The organism is Pseudomonas sp. PAMC25584 (genome assembly GCF_058135675.1).
The window spans coordinates 146,806-167,298 of record NZ_CM176870.1 but is presented as its reverse complement, the minus strand read 5'-3'; the positions used below and the strand labels follow the sequence as shown (position 1 = coordinate 167,298).

Annotated in this window: 16 protein-coding genes; all 16 read right to left on the bottom strand. The window is 61.8% G+C overall.

Translation table 11 applies throughout. The features are described 5' to 3' along the window. Position 1: 1 nt before the first annotated feature. The 16 genes from ACS5Q8_RS00785 to ACS5Q8_RS00710 all read right to left on the bottom strand — a co-directional run bounded on the left by ACS5Q8_RS00785 (position 2) and on the right by ACS5Q8_RS00710 (position 20,228). On the bottom strand, positions 2-1,726 hold the full coding sequence (locus ACS5Q8_RS00785; RefSeq protein WP_465159737.1) for a ShlB/FhaC/HecB family hemolysin secretion/activation protein: 1,725 nt from the start codon (positions 1,724-1,726) through the stop codon (positions 2-4). A 432-nt stretch (positions 1,727-2,158) separates the two neighbouring features. Then, positions 2,159-2,641, bottom strand: a complete 483-nt coding sequence (gene pgaD / locus ACS5Q8_RS00780; protein ID WP_465159736.1) for a poly-beta-1,6-N-acetyl-D-glucosamine biosynthesis protein PgaD — start codon at positions 2,639-2,641, stop codon at positions 2,159-2,161. Positions 2,642-2,643: 2 nt separating this feature from the next. Next, complete coding sequence (gene pgaC / locus ACS5Q8_RS00775) at positions 2,644-3,984, bottom strand: poly-beta-1,6-N-acetyl-D-glucosamine synthase (RefSeq protein WP_276195736.1); 1,341 nt, start codon at positions 3,982-3,984, stop codon at positions 2,644-2,646. Between the two features lie 2 nt (positions 3,985-3,986). Next, complete coding sequence (gene pgaB, locus ACS5Q8_RS00770) at positions 3,987-5,984, bottom strand: poly-beta-1,6-N-acetyl-D-glucosamine N-deacetylase PgaB (RefSeq protein ID WP_276195735.1); 1,998 nt, start codon at positions 5,982-5,984, stop codon at positions 3,987-3,989. A gap of 12 nt (positions 5,985-5,996) precedes the next feature. Then, positions 5,997-8,477, bottom strand: coding sequence for a poly-beta-1,6 N-acetyl-D-glucosamine export porin PgaA (gene pgaA / locus ACS5Q8_RS00765; protein ID WP_465159735.1), 2,481 nt, complete (start codon positions 8,475-8,477; stop codon positions 5,997-5,999). A gap of 297 nt (positions 8,478-8,774) precedes the next feature. Then, entirely contained in the window at positions 8,775-10,271 is a 1,497-nt protein-coding gene (locus tag ACS5Q8_RS00760; protein ID WP_465159734.1) for a YdgA family protein, read from the bottom strand. A gap of 149 nt (positions 10,272-10,420) precedes the next feature. Beyond that, a complete protein-coding gene (locus ACS5Q8_RS00755) occupies positions 10,421-11,053 on the bottom strand; it encodes an NADH:ubiquinone oxidoreductase subunit N (RefSeq protein WP_276195732.1) in 633 nt (210 codons plus the stop codon). Positions 11,054-11,149: 96 nt separating this feature from the next. Then, entirely contained in the window at positions 11,150-12,592 is a 1,443-nt protein-coding gene (locus tag ACS5Q8_RS00750) for an efflux transporter outer membrane subunit (protein ID WP_443695804.1), read from the bottom strand. After that, positions 12,589-13,479 carry an efflux RND transporter periplasmic adaptor subunit gene (locus tag ACS5Q8_RS00745; RefSeq protein ID WP_276195728.1) on the bottom strand — a complete coding sequence of 297 codons (891 nt, stop codon included), beginning with the start codon at positions 13,477-13,479 and terminating at the stop codon, positions 12,589-12,591. The genes ACS5Q8_RS00750 and ACS5Q8_RS00745 overlap by 4 nt, the downstream gene beginning before the upstream one ends. Further along, positions 13,476-13,685: a DUF1656 domain-containing protein gene (locus tag ACS5Q8_RS00740; protein WP_276195726.1), complete on the bottom strand. Its 210-nt coding sequence runs from the start codon at positions 13,683-13,685 to the stop codon at positions 13,476-13,478. The genes ACS5Q8_RS00745 and ACS5Q8_RS00740 overlap by 4 nt, the downstream gene beginning before the upstream one ends. Then, entirely contained in the window at positions 13,682-15,760 is a 2,079-nt protein-coding gene (locus ACS5Q8_RS00735) for an FUSC family protein (protein WP_276195725.1), read from the bottom strand. The genes ACS5Q8_RS00740 and ACS5Q8_RS00735 overlap by 4 nt, the downstream gene beginning before the upstream one ends. Further along, a complete protein-coding gene (locus tag ACS5Q8_RS00730) occupies positions 15,757-16,188 on the bottom strand; it encodes a MarR family winged helix-turn-helix transcriptional regulator (RefSeq protein WP_276197879.1) in 432 nt (143 codons plus the stop codon). Before ACS5Q8_RS00730 ends, ACS5Q8_RS00735 begins: the two co-directional genes overlap by 4 nt. A 592-nt stretch (positions 16,189-16,780) precedes the next feature. After that, positions 16,781-17,197, bottom strand: coding sequence for a hypothetical protein (locus ACS5Q8_RS00725; RefSeq protein ID WP_463862460.1), 417 nt, complete (start codon positions 17,195-17,197; stop codon positions 16,781-16,783). Then, positions 17,194-17,847, bottom strand: a complete 654-nt coding sequence (locus ACS5Q8_RS00720; protein ID WP_426102745.1) for a hypothetical protein — start codon at positions 17,845-17,847, stop codon at positions 17,194-17,196. Before ACS5Q8_RS00720 ends, ACS5Q8_RS00725 begins: the two co-directional genes overlap by 4 nt. Before the next feature lie 240 nt (positions 17,848-18,087). Beyond that, positions 18,088-18,333: a DUF2789 domain-containing protein gene (locus ACS5Q8_RS00715; RefSeq protein ID WP_426102743.1), complete on the bottom strand. Its 246-nt coding sequence runs from the start codon at positions 18,331-18,333 to the stop codon at positions 18,088-18,090. 281 nt (positions 18,334-18,614) lie between these two features. Then, the gene (locus tag ACS5Q8_RS00710; RefSeq protein ID WP_463862454.1) at positions 18,615-20,228 is read right to left on the bottom strand and encodes a glycosyltransferase family 39 protein; all 1,614 of its coding nucleotides are present in this window, start codon (positions 20,226-20,228) and stop codon (positions 18,615-18,617) included. Between the last annotated feature and the right edge of the window lie 265 nt (positions 20,229-20,493).

Genomic DNA, 20,493 nt, shown 5'->3' with positions numbered 1-20,493 from the left:
ATTACAGGAAGAAATCCATACGGAAGTAGATCGGCGCTTCGCGCTCGCTCATCACTGCCGGGCGTTCCAAAGAATGGGCAAACGTCACGCTGGTGCTGACGTGTTTGCCCCGGGCGAACAGCTCCAGGGAGTTGCTCGAGACCCGACCGTGTACGTCGTCGTTGTAGCGACCGTGGCTGATCACACCTTGGTCGTAGCCGACGCTGGCGCCGTATTCGGCAAAGGCCGGACGCAGCCAATCGAGCGTCACCGGGCGCGCCCAGCGCACGTCGTTGCGCCAGTAGCCACCGCTGTCGCCGCTCAGTTGCTGGTCTTTGAAGCCGCGCACCGAGGCCGAGCCGCCGAGGCTGATGCGCTGCGGGCTGAACAGCACGTCTTCACTGCGTTGGCCGGTAGCCAGGCTGGAAAAACTGAAGGACTCGCCCCACAGCGTGAACGGCTGCAGGTAGCTGACGGTGGCGGTGTATTTGCGGTAGTTCGGCGTGGACGTGAGGTTGCCCTCGCGATCGCGTTCCTGGTTGTTGCTTTGCGCATCGAAGGCGCCAATACCGTTCTGCATGCCCAGGTCGAAGTTGACGAACCCGCTGCCGATACGCCGCCCGTGGTTGATACCCACCTGCAATTCGCTGAGGCGGTTACTGCTGGGGCCCAGGCGCGCATCGAGCAGGTAGTTGTTGGTGCGCAAATGGGCGAGGCCGACGTTGACCGAGGTCTTGCTCACGTCGTCGCGATGGATCACGCGCTCGGCGCGCAGTTGGTGGTTCTGGCTGTCGCCGTACTGCTTGAGCTTATAGCCATTGAGGTCGGCCAGGGTGCGGTAATCGCTCTCGCTGTAGGTGTAACTGAAGTTCCACCAGCCCCACGGCACGTTGTAGTAGAGCATGCTGTTTTTCGAGGTTTTCTGGTGGTCGCTGACGGCATCGTGGCCGCCGCGCAGCACCAGTTGGTCGGCCAGGCCGAGCGGGCTGTCCCACTCCAGGCCGGCGCCCCATTGCTGTTCGCCGGTGCTTTTCTGCCCGTCGTTGTTGCGCGACAGGCTGGCGCGCCAGGGCTTTTGTGGGGTGTTCTTGACCACGACGTCACTGCCGCCTACCTGGGTGCCGGGGGTCAGCTCCATTTGCGCCTGCTTGGAGGGCAAACGGCTGAGCTGGTCCACCAGTTGCTCGACTTCGCGCAGGTTGAGCGCCGCGCCGACCTTGCCGGGAAAGGCCATGGCCAGCTCGCGATCGGTCACGCTGCTGCCTTGGGCGCCTTTGAGTCCTTCGAGTTTGCCTTCGACCACCAGCACCTGGAGGTGGCCGCTGGAAAGGTCTTGCTGCGGCAAGTAGGCGCGGCTGGTGACCCGGCCTTTGTCGATGTAGTAATCGGTGATGACCTTGAGCAGTTCATTGAGCTGCGACACGCCCAGGCACTGGCCGACATAGGGTTTGAGCAGGCGCTCGCGGTCGGCGGCGGGAAGGCTGTCGGCGCCTTTGAGCGTGATGTCCCGGATCGGGAAGCAACGGCTGTCGGCGGGCGTGGCCGGGGCCTGGGGCTTGGCTTCTTTGCCGGGCAGGTCCTTGAGCTCGTCGAGGCGCCGGCGCTGCTCGTCGAGCAGGCGGTTCTGGCGGTCGCGGATCAGGTCCTGATCGCCCGGCGTGGGGGCGGCCGTGGCGCTGTTCAGGCTTAACCCGGCGAGCAACAAAGTACACAGAAGATACCGAGTCCGTGGCAATAACAAAGACATGTTCGATCCGTCGAAAATCAAGGCGCGGCAAACTAACATCGAACTTCGGCTGACCCAAGAAAATGGATTAGTTGCACGTCAGTTCTAGTTAGTTATGCAATACACTGATTAATAACAATAAAAATAATCAAAAAAGACGAAAGGTTCTTCATCGGAAGTATTGTTCCGACAAACGGCAACTATTTTGATGTTGATTCAGCGAATACCTTATTAATTGCCACTACTTGGCCATCAAGTTATTGCCGAGTTAGGTTAGTACCGGGAAAGACGGAAAAGTTCGCAAGAATTTTGTGAACTAGAGCTCATTTATCGACATTGCAGGGAAAGCCGATTGGGGACGAGCGGCAAGCCTGATGCGGCAGAACCGGTGGAGGCGCTGTAGAGCCTCGCCGGGGCTCCACAGCGACGACAAAGGGCGGCTTGGTTTGACCTTCAGCCGATGTCCTTGCCTTTTTCCTGGCCGGGCACCAGGGTCAGCGGCGGGCGTTCCACGTCGCGCGAGACATGCGACTTCACGTCCTCGACGCCGCCATGCTCATCGTTGTGGATGACCAGCACACCCGGCCTGCGCAGTTGCTCCAGGGCTCCCTCCTCCAGCTTAAAACTTTCACTAAGGTGCTTGTCACTGAGCACATTGGCCTCGGCACGGCGCTGGGCGAACTTGCGCCCCTTGCGTTGCTGGTAACGCGCCCAACTGATCAGGATCACCGCGTTGAACAGGGCGATCCACAGGTAGATTTGCAGGGTGTTGAGCGCCGCGAAAATCGGCGCTTCCAGGCGTGGGCCGCCATGGCTGTCAAGCATCGACGTAATGCCGCGCATCATCAGCCAAATCAGCCCGCCCCAGGCCAGCAGGGTCAAGAGCACATCGATGCCCCACATCACCGGGTGTTGACGAGTTCGGACCAGTTTCATGATCACACGTCCTCATTGGCAGGTTTGATACCGCGATCCGGGCTGACCCAGCGCGCGCGCTTCTGATGCTGTTTGAACAACACCTTGGGAAAACTGACCAGCGTGGTGAACAAGCTGACCAGCCAGAACACCATCGGGTACCACACGGTCCAGAACAGGGTTTTCCACAGGTCCTTTTCGTAGCGCCGGTCGATCAGGATGCTCACGGCAAACTGCACCAGGCACACCATCGCCAGCACCAGCCCGGTAAACGCCGGCGGCACCAGGGAGTCCACCGCAATCGCTTGGGGCAAGACCATGAATTTGCCCAGCCCCCAGAAGATCACCGACAACAGGAAGGTGAAGGCCCAGCCGGTGGACAGGCAGTATTCGAACAGCAGCGGCCACAGGTAGCGATGCCGCCATTGCCAGATGCCACGGATGTTCTTGAACAGCACTTCGGCGCCACCCTGGGCCCAGCGCAGGCGCTGTTTCCACAGGCCTCCGACGGTTTCGGGCATGAGAATCCAGCACAGGGCACGTGGCTCGTAGAAGATGCTCCAGTGATCGAGTTGCAGCTTCCAACTGACATCGATGTCTTCGGTGATCATGTTGGTGCTCCAGTAGTCGATGCGGTCGAGCGCCTTTTTACGGAACGCCACCACCACACCGGACACCGTGAAGATCCGCCCGAATACGCGCTGGGTGCGCTTGATCAAGCCGATGATCGAGGAGAACTCGCCCACCTGCACGCGGCCGATCAAGGTCGAGCGCGTGCGGATGCGTGGGTTGCCGGTCACGGCACCCAGGCGCGGGTTGTCGAGCATCGGCGCAACCAGGTAGGCCGCCGCGTTTTTGTCGAGCAACGCGTCGCCGTCGATGCACACCAGGTACTCACTGCGCGCCGCCACGGCGCCCATGCGCAAGGCCACGGCCTTGCCCTGGTTCTGCGCCAGGTGCAGCACCCGCAGGCGTGGATGCTCCAGGGCCAAGGCGTCGAGCACCGCCGCCGTGTTGTCCTTGGAGCCGTCGTTGACGGCGATCACTTCAATGTTCGGGTACGACTGGCCCAGCGCCGCATGAATGGTTTCGGCGGCGTTATCGCCTTCGTTGTAGCAAGGGATGATGATCGAGATCAGCGGGTTGCCGGCCAGGGTCGGTGCCGGCGTGTCTTCTTCCCAAGGCCAGTGGCGTTCCCAGTGCAGCCAGAAGTACAAGCCGCCGGCGATCCACAGCGCCGACATGAACAGCGGGTAGAAGAACACGAAGTCCATCAGGAATTGCCCGGTGATCAGGAAGATCAGCCCCAGAGGCACGCCCAACACCAGCGCCAGTACGAATAAAGCCAGGATTCTATCGAACATGGTCAAGGGTTCCATTGGTTGGAAAGGGCCGGACGCACTGTCTTCAGGTCCGGGGAGTTTTCCAGGAAGTTGTCCGGGTAGTAGCCAAAACTCGTGACCCCCTGGCGTTTGAGTACACCCATCCACTCAGCCAATTGCGCACCGCTCAGGTCCGGCGCGGCCTTGGTGCGCCAGTCTTTGGCTTGCAGTTCGAATACGGTACGGTCCAGTGCGCCGGGGCGCGCCTTGACCGTGGCGACCAGTTTTTCCAGCCATACGTTGGAATTTTTGAGGGTCTCGCCTTCCATCAGCGGCATGGCCATCGGCGCGGTCCAGTCATAGGTCTGGAGGAAGTCGTCGAGGTTCTGCGCAAACCACGCTTCGCTCTGCGGATTGAGCATCGGCTCGGCGAAGATGTTGCGCGCGGTCTGCACCTGCGGACCACCGATGGCGCGGACCTTGGCAGTCAACTCCTGGGTGAAATCGATCAGGTAACGACTCTTGAAGCGTGTCCAACGCTGCATCACCGCCGGGTCGGCGCGCAGGGCCGCAATGCTGGCGGGCAAGCCGTTGGCGGCATAGACCTTGAGCGCGGCGGGGCTGGCGTCTTCGAAGTCGGACAGCAACGCATCGTCGTGGTACAGCACGCCGTCGATGGCATTGTTGCGGGCCAGGTCCTCATAGATCTCGCCAATGATCTTGCGCACCTGCGGGTCGAACGGCGACAGGCGCTGGTATTGATCCGGGTCGAGGCCGACCTTGCCGGTCTCCGGGTCCCAGCGGGTCACGCGGGGCAGCTTGGGGTCGAGGGCAAAACTGAGCACCGGCATCCAGGCATACACGCTGGCATGGGCACGGGTGTGCAACTGCCAGGCGACACGGTTGAACAGGTCGGCACGCACCGGCAAGTGGCGGTTGGGGAAGTACAGTTGATGCACCAGGCCGTCACCCTTGGGGTCGGCGAAGGCTTGCAGGAACACGGTGCCCGCGCCCATGTCCACCACGCGCTGCACCAATTGGTCGAGGTTGCGCGCTTGTTGGGCCGGGTCCGGGTCGTAGACGTTGTCCAGGTCCACATGCAGCACCCGCAGCGGTGCCCGGGTTTGCACCGCGACGATGCTGTTGGCGAAATGTTCGCCGTCCGGGTCGGACGCCACCAGGAAGCGCGGGCTGTTCATCAGGTTAGCCGAGCTATCGAGGCCATCTTCCAGGGTCAGGGCCATTTCATAGCCCTGCTCGCCGACGATCGCCAGCGAGGTGCCCTTGGCCGCGCCATAGGGCCATACCCACACCCGTGGCGCCTTGCCGGTGACGCTGCGGATCTTGTTGGAGATCGCCACGACGTCCGCGCGCATCCGCGCCTCGAACTGCGCCTGGGTTTCATAGCGGCCCGTGGCCGGATCGAAGCGCAGGGAGGTCGCAGCCGGTTCGAGGTTGCCCTGGGGGTTGGCCAGGATCCCTTTGTGACTGGCATCGGTGTGGGCAGCGATTTCCACCAGGCCGGAGCGGGACACTTCGCGGATCTGCTCCCAGGTCAGGAACTCACCTCGCGGGCGCGGTGAGCCGGCGAAGTCCACCGGTTGGTTCAACGGCGTATCGATCCAAGCGCCGACCGGCGCGAGCAGGGCCGGCCAGTGGTAGGCCCGCAGTATCGGCATCACGCGGGTATAGAAGCTCGAATAGCCGTCATCGAAACTGAGCATCACGGCTTTGGGCGGCAGCGCCGGACCGCCACGGCGGGCGGCGAGGATCTGGTCAACACTGACCGCCTGGTAACCGTTCTCCCGCAGCCAGGCCAACTGCTCGATCAAACGTTCGGTACGCACTGCCACTACCGTCTGGTCGGGGTCGCGATCCTCGACATCGTGGTAGGCAATGCCCAGGAAATGGTTTTTCGGCCACGGCGCTTCGTTGGCCGAGGTCGGCCGCTCGGCGGGTGGAGTGAAGGGGGCGGGCTGCTGGGCGCAGGCACTGGCCAGCAATACACCCAGGACCAGCAAGCAACGGCTGAGGACAGTCATGGTCAGGCTCTTCTAGAAGCGGTAAGTGAGGTCGACGAGCAGACGCAGATCGCGTTCGCGAACACCGTCATAGGGTCGGCTGATCAGGCTCAGGTTGGCGCCGGCTTCCAGAACGTCGTTCCAGCGAACGCGTTGGCCGTAACCGATCAAGCCGACGCCGCCGGTGGAATAATCCTTCTGGCTATACGTACCCGCACCGACTTGGAATTGCTGACTCCACTGGGTCTCGTAGCGGTGATAGAGCACATGGTTGACGGTGACGGTGGGCAACACGCTGAAGTCCGACTTCGGATTGAAGTACACCGTGTCGGCCTTGCTGTTGCGGCTGGCGCTGACTTCCAGGCCCAGGTCCACTTGCACGCCCGGCGAGCTATAGATGCCCTCGCGGCCGGTGAGCAAGGTTTCGACGCGGTCGTTGCCATCGCTGAAGTGCGACGGGCTGAGGGACAGCTTCCACTCACGGCTTTCATTGGCGCGCCAGCGGATGAAGCCGCTGCCGCCGTTGGCCGTGATGTCGGCATTCAGCGCACGTAACGGTGTGGTAGCCGAGAGGTAATCGAGGCTGCCGCCGTATTGCCAGTTATCGTTGATGTCGCGGGCGATCGACACGCGCGCGCCTTGTTTGGAGCCAAAGCCGTAGGAGTGGTTGGACACCTCGGCTTCCAGGGTCATGTCGCGGGTCCGCCGCTCCACGCCCACGCGCTGCCAACGGTGCTGGCCGGTGCCTTCGGAAAAGTCGGCGGTGGCGTAGCCGGCGCCGGCGAACAGGCGCCAGTCTTCATCGATGGGCGGCGTGTAGATCACGCTTTCAATGCCCCAGTCACGGCTGCCGGTGACAGCCCCCACGTCACCGTTATTACCGCCGCCATAGCTTTTGCCGGTGTAGGCCTCGACGCGCACCTCGGCCATGTCGTGGACGTTGCGCAGACGCTGGAGGCGCTGCACCTGGCGGCTGTCGGGGTTGCGGGCGATGACGTCGTCGGCAAGCACGTCGAGTTGGCGCCACTCCTGCAGATCCATGGCGGTGTAGGCCTGGGACACTTCCAGGCCGATGTCACGCGGCACCTGGGCTTCGGTTTCCTTGAGGATCGCTTCGGCGCGCCGTGGCAGGTCGCGGGCGCGGTACATGTCAGCCTGGGCCAGGTGCAGGCCGACGTTGCCCGGCGCCCGTGCTACCAGCGCATCCAGGCCGGCTTCGCTGCCCGGCAGATCGCCGCCGTACACGCCGGACTGGGCCGACAGTTGTTGAGCATCCATCCACGCGTCGTTGGGGTTGCCGATGGGCAAGCCTTTGAGTTCGACCCGAGGTTTCTGGTTGTTGGCGAGGGTATTGGCGACCTCGCGGGCGTCGACACCTTTGTCGCTTTCCTGCAGGGCGTAGAACAAGGCCGTGCTGTCTTCGACCCGGTCATCGGGCTCGGCGTCGGTGGCGCTCAGCGCCTGACGATAGAGCGGCTCGGCCTTTTCCGGCTGGCGCTGGTCGAGGTAAGACGCTGCCACCCAGCGCACCGCATAGGTTGGCAGTTGCACGCCTTCGGCCGTGAGGGTTTCGTACTCGCGAATCACCTCGGCGGTGCGCGCCCGAGCCTTGAGCGCGCCCAGGCGGTCGATGCGCCAGCGCACCACGTCGTCATGGGCGCTGGCATCGGGGGTCCAGCGGGCGAGCAGTGTGTCGTAGTCCTGCAGGGCACGGTCGGCGATCACGTAGCGTTCTTTCTCGGTGCGCGTGGCGAACTCGGCCATGCGTACCCGCTCGGCGGCCAGGTCGCCTTCGAGGCGGCGCTGGGTGACCGGGTCGAGCAGGCCCGGGCGCTGGGCCGCCAGGCGCAAGGCCGGCTCTGGCAGGCGGGCCTTTTGCAGGGCGACGATGTATTCGCGGGCCACTTCAGGTTTGTCGCCGGCGCGGATAAAGGCCTGGTCGAATTCGAACAGGGCATCGTAGTTCAAGCCGGCGCGGGTCAACGCGTAGCCCAGGGCCATGCGCCGGTTGGGGTCGTCGGGCTTGGCCGCGACCAATGCGCGGGTGCGCTGCACGGCCTCGCTGGCTTGGCCGCCGTCGGCCTGGGTCAACGCCAGGCCGAGTTGCAGGTCGACATTGCTCGGTTCACGCAGCAACGCCTGGCGATACACCGCCTCGGCCTTGGCCCACTGCTGTTGGTTGCGATAGGTGCGCGCCACCGTGGCGAGCGCCTGGGTGCTCAGGTTGCGATTCTTGCCCTGGGCCTCATACACCTTCAGCACTTCGGCGTCCTGGCCGGCCCACCCGGCGATCACCAGATGGTCGCTGACCTGGCCAGGCGTCTGGCGTTCGGCAGACAGCTGGCGCAGTTGGGTCAGCGCGGGGGTGAAGTTGCCGTTGCGCGCCTGGATGATCAGGGCGTCATAGGCCGGGTCGGCCACGGCAAAGGTGGGCATCAGCAACTGGCTGCACAAGGCGACCCCGACGAGCAGTCGCAACCGGCCTGATGCACTGAGTGGTGGGTTTGGCAACATATCGTGAGCTTCCTTACACACGGAAAGCTGTAACGATAGGTGGTCCTGAGCAATTTGCTGCAGGGTGCCGGCGTCTCGGGACCCGGCCTAGCTTTCCTGTAGGAACTATCCCTTAAGAAAGTGAGAAAAAGGCCAACTCATAACAATTGTTCAGAATTGCCCGACACACTAAAAAATGAATACGGGGGCGGACTTGCCGGGGATAGTGGGGTATCAGCCAATCGCGATGGCGACTATTTGACCCGTATCACCCGCAACCCCGCCCCCGTTATTTTTTCCTGAGTGGTGCAGAATTTTTTACTGCGCGCCGCTCATCGCACCGACTTTGGACATCACGAAGGTGAGGAATTGTTCAACCGTCATCTTCTGGCCGTTGAACGTCACTTCGTTGTTGGCGTAGTGCAGCTTGGACACCACGTCGCTGCCGACCAGGGTCGCCAGTTGCGTGCCGACGGCAACGCCGCTGACCATCTCGCTGGCCATCTGGGATTGCTGCTCGATCGCTTCAGGTGCGGTCACACCGGCGAGCTGCGCCTGCAGGGCGGCAACGTCAGCGATCATAGGCTTAGACAGGCTCAGGTTGGCATCGAGCAACGCGATGATCTGCTTGCCCAGCTCCATCGGCGGCAGTTCCATGCTGCTCGGCTTGGCCAGGTCCACGATCAGGTTGAATTTGCTTTCGCCACGGGTGGTTTTCAGCGACAGGTTTTCCACCGCCACTTGCGGCTTGGCGCTCAGCAATTGGTTGACGTTGGTATCGGCCAAAGCCTGCTCGGCCTCGCTCAGTTGCAGCTCAGGCGCCGGCTCACCGGCGGCGGCAGCGGCCTGCACCGGCGCCATTTTGTCCTGATAGAGCTTGGTCAGCACCAGCATCGACGGCACGTCGACGTTTTTCATGCTCAGCGCCATGGCGGCCGAACCCACGGGTTTGCCCTGGTAACCGATCTCGTCGATCTTGTAGTCGACGCGGCCGGCCAGGTTGTTGTCCTTGGTTTCGCTGGTGTCTTTCTGCTCGAAGCCCTTGAGGGTCAGCACGGCCTTCTGCGGGCCCATGGTGAGCTTGGTGTCGGTCAGTTCCACGGTGTTCTGCCCGGTGTAGAAGCCGAACGTGGATTTCTCCAAGTTGCTGGCCACGGTCAGCCCGGCCAGTTCGGCTTCGAACGGCGAGCCATTGGCGTCGACTACGGCGACCTTGAGGCTGTTCATGTAGCCGTCGGCCTTGACCTTCTTGCCTTCGGCGCTGCTGTCGAAGTTCAGGTTGGCGCCGGAGAAACTCACGGAAGACTTATCGTCCTTGAACTCCAGCGGCAGCAGTTCGACGTTGCCGTTGACCGAGCGGCTGTAGCCGATGTTGGCCACGCCTTTGAGCGGCGGTACGTCTTTGGCGGCGGCAAACCACTTCTCGGTGGTGGGGTTCTTTTCCAGCTCATAGTGACTGGTGGCCATGACTGGCAGCCATTTCAGCGTGACCAGGCGCGAGACCGGCAGCGGGCCGTGTTCGATATGGTCGACGAACAGCAATTCAGGGTTCGGGTTGTCTTCGCCGAAGACCGCGCCTTGTGCTTTCAGGCGGTAATGGGCGGTGCTGCTGAACACGCCACGGTCCAGGGACACCAGCTCAAGGGCCATCGTGCCGTCGACACCGGCCATGGAGGTCTTGAGTTCCTTGTTGGCGTTCTGGATCGCGGTTTGCAGCACCGGTTCCAGTTGTTTACCGGTAAACCAGGCGCCGCCTGCACTGACGACGCCAACGGCGACAACGAAACCCAAAAGAACGACTGCTGGCTTATTCATGAAGTGACCTGATCAAATCCTGTGAGAAGTGGGCTGTCTTCCTTGAACCCCAAGTGAGGTTGGCTCAAGCCCGCCGAAAAACGGGGGGAAGATTAGCACTGGGGGCCGCGAACGGCCCAGACTTTCAGAGGGATCAGTTCTACACAAGTTCAGGAGTATTCCATTTCGATCTCGTCCAACTGGTGGTCGAAACTCTTCAAACGGGCGGTCCAGGTGTACACCAACACCTCGAATTCACGGTGTATTACGGCATTGCCGGGGGTATCGACCTTGGGATCACAGAAGTCCAATTGGTAGCGCTCTCGGGCCATCTGCGTGGCGACATCGGACAATTCCCGCGCGTTATTCAGCCAATGCCTACCCTCGGCAATTTGTCGATCGAGCAGCACGCATTGTTTTTTCAGGGTTTCGAGACTTTTTTCCAGGGGCGTGCCGGTCAGGTCGCCCATGACTTCCTGGAAGGTACGCCCGGGCTGCCAATAGCTGCCCCAGAAATAGCGGTCGAACACGGTTTCGACCCGGCGCAGGGCGACCTTGGTGTCCCAGATCGCAACGCGGGTCTTGCCTTGTTCGAGGAGCTTTTTCTTCACCCGTAGATTTTGGTAGGACGCCCAGGCCACGACGCCGATGGACAAGGTGCCGATCACCAGGCAGGCGCTGTCGAGAAACACCATGGCCGTGTCGATTCGGTGAGCGAGCATGACGCCGTAGAAGTAAGCCGCCGATAACAACACCAGTGCGAAGCACACGCACCAGAAAGCGGGAGCATAAGGGTTTTTCATTATTGGAATCCCCATGAGCAAACGCGAGCTGTGTCAGGCGGGCTCTCTGCCAGTCAAAAAGCATGGCGGCCCGCCTGACAAAGCATAGCTACCTGCTCAGGGTTTGCCGGGCTGTGAGGCTTGCGTTCGTCCGCTTTCCCAACCGCCGCCCAGGGCCAGGAACAGATCGATCTGGCTCATGGCAACCTGCGTGTTGGCCGCCGCCAGTTGCCCACGCACATCGGTGTAGGTGCGCGTGGCTTGCAGGTCGGCCAGGAACGACGCGCGGCCGGCCTGGAAGAAGCGGTGGGTCTGGTCGGCGGCTTCCTTGGCCGACGCGTCGGCTTCGGCCAGCGCATCGCGACGCTGTAACTGCGCGGTGTACTGCGCCAGGCCGGTCTGGGTTTCGCGGATGGCGTTGAGCACCACCCCGTCGAAGTGCGCCAGGGCGCCCTGGGTCGCCGCTTCGGACTCGTGGATGCGCGCACGGGCGCCATTGGTCGGTACGGTCCAACTGATCATCGGGCCAAACCCCCAGCGGTTGGTGGCGGGCGTGCCGAGGTTGTCGAGCAGCCCGACCGTGCCAATGCTGGCGCCGATGCTGATGTCCGGATACAGCGCGCCCGTGGCCACGCCGATACGTGCGGTGGCGGCGGCCAGTTGGCGTTCCGCCTGGCGCACATCGGGGCGACGTTTAAGCAGCGTCGCGCCATCGCCCACCGGCAGCAGTTGGGCGATGTGGGGGAGTTCGGCGCACGTGCCGGTGCCCGCCGGCAGTTGATCCACCGGCTTGGCCAGCAGCATCGACAGGCGGAACAGCCCGGCCTGGCGCGCAGCTGCATAGCGCGGCATATCGGCGCGCAAGGATTTGTACTGGGTTTGCGAGCGGGTGACCTGGGTTTCATCGCCGCGCCCGGCGTCGCGCAGGCGCTGGGTCAACGTCGTGCTCTGGGCTTGCAGGTCGAGGGATTGGTTGGCGATCGCCAGTTCTTCGTTGGCCGCGCAGACTTGCGTATAGGAACGCACCACATCGGCGACCAGGGTGATCCGCGCAATATCGGCTGCGGCCTGGGTTGCATCGGCGCTGGCCTGGGCGCTTTCGATGCCGCGTTGCAGGGTGCCGAACAGATCGAATTGATACGAGGTGGTGATGCCCACGCTACCGATATTGCCCACCGGGACTTTTTCCGAGAGCAAAAACGCTTCACCGGACTCTTGCAGGCGCTGGGCCTCGGCCTTGGCGCCGGCACTCCAGCCGCCGACAGATTGAGCCTCCTGCACCTGATAACGCGCCCGCTGCAAGTTGGCGGCGGCGACGCGCAGGTCGGTGTTGGAGGCCATGGCCTGGCGCACCAGTTCATCCAGGCGCGGGTCTTTGTACAGCTTCCACCAGTCGGCCGGCACCGGCGCCGACACCACGTTGTTGCCCTCGCCCGCCAGTTGCCCTTGCAGGTCGCCACGGTTCATCGCGGCCTTCTCCGGCAGTCGGTAATCCGGGCCGACCACCTGGCAGGCTGACAACAGCAAACCCAGCGCAGCGGTTGCCACAATCTGCTTCATGGCTGGGCTCCGTCCTTGGGCTTGTCGCCGATGATCGACACCGTCGCCGTGCGGCCGGCGATCATGCGAAAGTCCGCCGGCACCTCGTCAAACGCAATGCGCACCGGAATCCGCTGGGCCAGGCGCACCCAACTGAACGCCGGGTTGACGTTGGGCAGCAGGTTGGCGCCGCTGCTGCGGTCACGGTCTTCGATACCGGCGACGATGCTCTGCACATGGCCGTGCAGGCGTGCGCTGTCGCCAATCACGCGGATATCGACGCCCATGCCGACGTGGATGCCGTCGAGCTTGGTCTCTTCGAAGTAGCCGTCGATATGGAAGGAGTTGCTGTCCACCACCGACAGCACCGGGTGCCCGGCGGTGACGAACTCCTGCGTGCGCGGCGCACGGTCGTTGACGTAGCCGTCCACCGGGCTGCGGATCACCGAGCGGTCGAGGTTGAGTTGGGCCGAGTCCACCGTCACTTGCGCTTCGGCCAGGGCCGATTGGGCACGAGCGACGCGGGACTGGCTTTCTTCCAGTTGCTCGCTCGGCACCAGGTTGCCCAGGCCACGGTTACGCTTGTACTCGCGCTGGGCCTGGGCCAGGGTTTCCTGGCGGTCGGCCACGGCGGCCTGGGCCTGGCGCAGGGCCAGCTTGAAGCGGTCCTGATCGACGGCGAACAGCACCTGGCCTTTGCTCACCAGTTGGTTGTCGCGCACGTCGACCCGCTGGATCAACCCGGACACGTCCGGGGCAATCTGCACGATGTCGGCACGGATGTGGCCGTCACGGGTCCAGGGCGCATACATGTAGTACATGACCATGCGCCATACGACGACGACCGCGAAGCTCACGATCAACAACGTCAGGACGACACGGCCGATGGTCAAAAAAGGTTTTTTCATGTCATCAGGTATCGACTGAGTGAGTCCACCGCGCCCAGCAACAGCGCATAGAGCCCCACGTTGAACAATGCCCGGTGCCAGACCAGGCGATAGAAGTGGAGACGGGTCAACAACCCATGCACCACCAGAAACAACACGTAAGCAATGCCCATCAGCACCAGCAACGTGGGCAGGAACACCCCGCTGATATCCAGATCACCGATCATAAAGGCGCTCCATCAGGCAGCGGCGCCTCTGTCTCGGTGCCGCCAATCATTTCCACGCCGGGCAACAGTGCCAGGCGCAGGCCCGCCAGGGCGTGCAGCAGATGCAGGCGGGTGTCGTCTTCGTCTTGCAGGCCTTGGCCGTTGAGGGCGCGGCGCGTGCGGTCGAGGGTCAGCAGCAGACCGCTGGGCGAAGGCAAGCGTTCACCCGCCTTGAGGCAGGCCTTGTAGTAAGCGCCGACGCCTTCCACCACTTGGTCGAGCAACACCCGCGGTACGCCGTAGATCCGTGGCGAGTAGGCCAGCAGGTCGAGCAGGTTCAGCGCCACGCGCAAATCGCGCAGGGCGATGCCCGTGTCCTGGCCGATGATCGCCAGGCGCGGCAGGTGCTGCATCAGGCGGTCGAGCATTTGCGCGGCCAGGTGCCGGTGTTCGGCCAGGGTCGCCGGTTCGGTCAGGCCGACGATGTCGCGCCAACTGAACCGGGTCAGGCGCTTGGCGGCCAACTCGGCACCGAAGGGCCGCGCGATCAGCGTCCACACAAAGGCAAACAGCAGGCCCACGGGCCCGGCCAGGTTGACGTTGGCGAAGTTGAGGAAGTCGGCGTCATAGGCGCCCTGGATGCTGATGAACGACGAGGTATTCACCAGCGTCAGCAGCATGCCCAAGTAGAAACGCGGCTGTACCGTGAGCGTGCCAATGCAGATAAACGGCACGGCGAACGCCAGCACCAGCATGGGGAAATCGTGCAGGTTGGGCAGTACCAGGAACAGATACAGGCTGGCGAACAGCACCGACATGGCGGTCCAGAAAAAGAACCGGTAGATCTGCGGCGCCGGGTCGTCCATCGACGCAAAGAAGCTGCAGGCGACGGCCGCCAGGATCACGGCGCTGCCGCCGTCGGTCCAGCCCAGCAGAATCCACAGCACCGAGGCGACGATGATCGCGGTGACGGTGGAAAACGCCGAATAGAGCATCAGGCCACGGTCGAGAAACGGCGTCAGCCGGCCCAGGCGCCAGTGGCGGTACACGGCGCGCCAGGTGTCCTGGCTTTCACATTGGATCGCGGCCTGCAGGCTGCGGCAGTCTTGCCACAGGTCGATCCACTCACCCAGGCGATACAGGGCGTTGGAGAACAGCAGCGTGTGGCGGTCGTCCAGCGCTTCGCCTGCCGGTTGCAGGGCGTCAAGTTGGTCACGCAGGGCGCGCCAGCGTTCCAACGGCGCGGATTCGGTGGTGCTGTGCAGCCACTGATCCGTCGCCGCCAGCAACGGCGCGAGCGTTTCGAGAAACTCCGGCGCACGGTGCTCGATGGCGTACAGCGCATCGTCGAGCGCATCCACCACCGGCAGCAGGTGGATCATCCGCCCGCGCAATTCCTTGGTGTTGCGCACCGTCTGCGGCCGGGCGCCTTCGTGGGGCAACTGGCCGATCATCAACTCCAACGTGTTGAAGGTGGCGACCATGCCGCTGCGCAAGGCGCTGACTTCTGCCGGCGCCACGTTGCGGCTCAGAAAGCGCTGGCTGTAGACCTGGGCGTCGCTGAACCACTTGGCCACCGAACCATCGAACACCGGCATCAGGCGCCGTGGCCAGAACATCGCGCCGACCACCGCCGCCACCGCGATACCCAGAAAAATTTCCTCGGTGCGCGCTTCGGCCACGTCCCACACCGCCAGGGGATTATCCACCACTGGCAAGGCGATCAGCGGCAAGGTGTAGCCGGCCAGCATCAAGGCGTAGTTATTCGCGGTGCGCAGGTGCATGGAGAGAAACAGCAGGGTGCCCGTCCACAACGCAATCACCACCACCAGCAGGTAAGGCGACTGCACGAACATCGGCACAAACACCACCGCCGCCGCCGCGCCCATGAAGGTGCCGATGGCGCGGTACAACGCCTTGGAACTGGTCGGGCCGACAAACGGGCTGGAGACGATGTACACCGTGGCCATCGCCCAGTACGGACGCGGCATTTGCATGAGCATGGCGATGTACAACGCGATCATCGACGCAGCGAACGTGCGTACCCCGTAGAACCAGTCCTTGGCCGGCGGCATGCCGGTAAAAAATCCCCTCAAGATGCCGCAACCGCTGGAGGTTGATGGGCGGCTTCAAAGGCGCGCAACACACGCAGCGCAACCTCCATGTCGGCAGGCGCGATATCGGCCAGCACCTCGCGGCGCAGACGCACCAGTTGCGCCTCCACCGCCTGCACCAGCTCACGGCCACGTGCGGTGAGGCTCAACGCCTTGGCGCGGCGGTCGTGGGCGTCTTCGGCGCGGCACACATAGCCGCCGCTGCACAGTTGGTCGAGCAGGCGCACCAGCGACGGGCTTTCCATCCCCGACGCCTGGGCCACTTTTACCTGATGCACCCCGTCGCCCAGGCGGCCGATCATCAACAACGGCACGGCGCAGGCTTCGGAAATACCGTAGCTCACCAGCGTGTTCTGGCAGATTTTGCGCCAGTTACGGGCGCCCACCACCATGCTGCTGCTGAGGTTCATCTGGAGTTGTTCGAGGGTCTTGGGCACTGGATCATTCGCATACAGTTAGTTTGCTAACTATCAATATGGTGGATGGAGCCGAATGCGTCAAGTTTTGAAACAATTTAGCGGGTGGGTGGAGATGGAGGTCAGTAAAGCGGGTTTGAGCGCGGGTGTTGGATTTTCAGCGATAGCCGCAACGCCGCATGACCCATGTGGGAGGGGGCTTGCTCCCGATAGCGGAGGTTCAGGCAACACATGGTTGACTCATCTGCCGCTATCGGGGGCAAGTCGAATCGTCGCACCGCCCCTCCCACATTTGGATCGGCGTCGGCTTCAGGATCGCTGTGCAGCCTGCCATTCAGGCGGCGCCTGGGTAAGTAAAGCGGGTTTCAGCGTGAGGGTTGGATTTTCAACGATAGCCACAACGCCGCATGACCCATATGGGAGGGGGCTTGCTCCCGATAGCGGAGGTTCAGGCAATACATGGTTGACTGATCTACCGCGATCGGGGGCAAGCCCCCTCCCACATTTGGATCAGCGTCGGCTTCAGGATTGTTGTGCAACCGGCTTATTGACCGCTCAGTCTCCTAAGTGGCTCTGCTGGAAAATATCAGCACCTTTTGCTCCACCGCCAGACGCTCCAGACTTTCACTGCCTCGGATACAACAACTAACGCAGCCATTAATACCCAGTTGTAGTTAGGAACAAGCTGAGCACCTACCAGCAACAGCGAAACAGAAGGCACAATAAAAGCCAATCGCAAGGGTGTTTGAAGGTAAGTAACCCACCTCACCTGTTCACGTCCAAGAAAGAACAGTAGGCACGAGATCACGATGGAAACTTGCAGCAGCATGGCAAAGCCGAACAGGTATAACTGCACAACGCTATGATCACGCAGCACCCATAAAGCACTTTCAAGATCGCTTAAATAAGGAATCCTTCCCTCTATTGCGCTGACCACTGCATACCGGATCAGATAAAGGGCATCCATGGCTCCCCAAAACCAAAAAACATGCTTGCGTGTCATTTTTTTACATCCTTGTATTCATAGGCCACATCAGGTGTTACAGGTTGCCAGTGCCAGGATTTTCCACCCTGTTGCCAATTGTCATCCCCATCCAGATAGCGTTGTTTGATATGCCGTAGATCACCATACCGACGCTCAACCGATCTGTGAGTAAGCTGATCATCGCGACTGTCAAGCCTCACCCACCGTTGAGTCATAACCCTAGTGGTGTTCGCGAGATCCTTGCCATCCGATAAGAACATTCGCCCCTCATCACCCATGGAAACTAACCGATTAGCCACCAATAGTGCGGTGTTTTTAATGCCATCGTAATCGATGCTGACTTTTTCCCACTTACCCGGCCCGACATAAAGCCGACGGCCCATCAGATGCCCGTATTTAACGCGACACGCTCTACTTAAAGGAACGAAGGGATGGTCCGTCACGAATAACCAATCACCTGCCGCGAGTTTATCCAACACTCGCCGTTGATCTTTTTCCTCAGGACAACAAACAGGGGAAATATTGCATTCACTAAGAAGTTCACTCAGTCCCTGCAACGCATAAGGCGCACGAAAAAATTCCCTTACTTTGCTGCCGGCAAAATAGGGACTCTCGATTTTTGTGAGGTCATATTGTTCAATTTCAGCGCGGGGGATCAGTCGTTTCATGTTGTGTCCAGAAGAAGGAGTCAGCCCCTGTTGATAAGGGTTCCTCACTCTGCCCACCATCATCTACTTCCTTTTAGTCGATAGGAAATTTCCCAACCTCGTGTATCACCCGCCCCAGCACGCAGGTCGATTGCCATGGTGCGAAGCTTTCCAGAAAAAATTAACTGGGTCGCTTACAGCCCAGTTTTTTTTACCGCACACCATTTTTTTTTACATTACCGCGCGTCATAAAAGATTTTTTTACACCTCTCGACCACGCCGCAACATCAGGTTCAACTCATCCACCACTTCAGCCCAATCCGCATCCACCAGAATTTCCTCACGCAAAAACGCCTTCTGGCTATCCGTCCAGAAAAACGCATCGGCCAGTTGCAGCTCCGGCTTGAGCGGTGAATGTGTGGTGATGAACTGCTCGATGCCGGCCGCGTCATCGTCCAGGCCGAGTTGTTTGAACAGGGAGGGCAAGCTGTGTTCAGGCGATTGCATGATGAGCTCCGGATAGGTGGGTTTATCCGAGTCTAGTCCTCCCCCGCAGCAGGAGCGAACTCGCGCTACAGGGTTTGCAACCATGCCTGCAGTTGTGCGCCGCATTGCTGCGCGGATAGCTGGCCGGAGCGGGATAAGCCGGAGATAACGTTATATCTACAATCCGTTCACCACTCAGTAGGACAAAAATCCATTTGTGGGGCGAACCGTAATTGATGATTACAGAGCTCCCTAGAAATCAATTGCCACTATTTTGGTATTCCACTCATTCCGAATGGGTATTAGCGACACCCCTCAGGCTGCGACGGCTCTGGGCCGAGGCATAGCACGAACAACCGCGCCCTGGCACCACCGCCATCTTGCTGCATAATTTGACGCCACCCATGCGGCAGCGGCGCGAAATCGTCCGGCGCTTCGTTGCTGCTGATCAGCCAGACACGGCGGGTATCCGCCGGCAACTCCGACAAACGGTCGAGGTAAATACGCCCGCCGTCCTGATCCACCAGGGTGCCGAAGCCATAGGCATTCGGCCGCGTCGGCGTGCCATCAGGCTTGGGCGGTGTGTAAAGCTGCAATTGCGCGTCGGTCTGGTCGTAATACACGTAGCTCAAGTACCACAGCATGTCGCTGAGGACGATGCGGTCAGCTTCTTGGTAGTTGCGATTGACGAACTCCACCGGCCCGCTGAATTGATCATGCACATCCACCGTAGAGTTGTTCTTCAACCCCAGCAGTTCCACCCCGACGACCAGCACGAACAATGCCGCGCCCAGCAATGAAAAGCGTCTGGGCAGGCGGTCGATGGCCAGGCCCAGGAGGATCGGCAAGCCCAGGGCGTAGACCGTGAGGTAACGCTCGATAAACACCGGCGAGATGAACGACACCCCGTACACCAACAGCAGCGGCAGCAAAAAAAACAACGCCAGCAGCACGGCCGGCCGGTAGCGCGCCCGATCGCGCCAGGCGCTGACGCCCACCACGGTCACCAGCAGCAGCGGAAAAAACCAGAACAGCACTGGCCATAAGCCAAGACCTTCGTCCTGCAACATGAACTGCCAGATCATCGACGGCACAGAGAACAGGCTGACCGGCGCTTCCCAGCCGATGTCGCCACCGACCTTGAGCTGCTCGACATGCTGCAGCAGGCCCACCAGGTTCGGCAGCCACGGCAGGTACACCAGCACAATCGCGACGTTGGCCGCCCACCACGCCGGACGCGTGATCAAGCGCCGGCCCGGTGGCTGGGCCGCGCTCAACAGCCCCAGCCAGGCCCAATGCACCAGCACACACAGCGCGGTGAAGTAATGGGTGTAGAAACCGGCGGCCATCAGCAGCCCATACGCCAGCAAGTAGCGCGTGCGCTCGGGTTGACGCACCCAATACACCAGCGCCAGCGTCGCGCCCAGCAGCCACACGGCGAGCAGCGAGTACATGCGCACTTCCTGGCTGTAGCGCACCGCGCTGGGGAACAGCGCCAGCAGCACACCGGCCAGCACGGCGGCGCGACGGGTGGACAGCTGCCGCGCAAGCCAGATGCCCAGGCCCACCACGACCACGCCGGGAATCGCACTCATGCTGCGAATCGACCAGATGCCATCGCCGAACAGCTCGATCCAGCCGCGCAGCAGGAAAAAATACAGCGGCGGATGCACATCGTGGGCGGCGTGAAACCACAGGTCCGCCGCAGCATATTGGCTGAGCAGCAGGCTCGAGCCTTCATCGCCCCAGATCGCTGCGGCCGTCAGGCCATAAAAACGCACGGCCAGCGCCAGCGCCAGAATCGGCACCCACCATAGGCGGCGTAACCAACCCTTACCTTCCCGGCTCCCCGCGAGGCGATTGACGGCAGAAATTGCCCCAACCTTGTCGTCTTGCTCTACCACAGACCGTCGCACCCCAATTCCCCTGCCACTGCCCGTTTTCAGGGCCAAACCTGCGCTTGCGCAAACAGGCGCCACTCTAGGACAAAAGCCCCGGATTCGCTCGCTGTTTCGCAACCGACAGGCAGCGCGCCAACCCTGCGTCTACGTGCTGCGATCACGGCGGATCAACGGGCTTTACAGCCCCTGAACAGCGCACATCCGCAGAGGTCGGCGCCGCCGATCCAGATCCACAGCGCGACCGATGCACCCCGTCAGAACCCGCTTTCCCGCTCGGCGC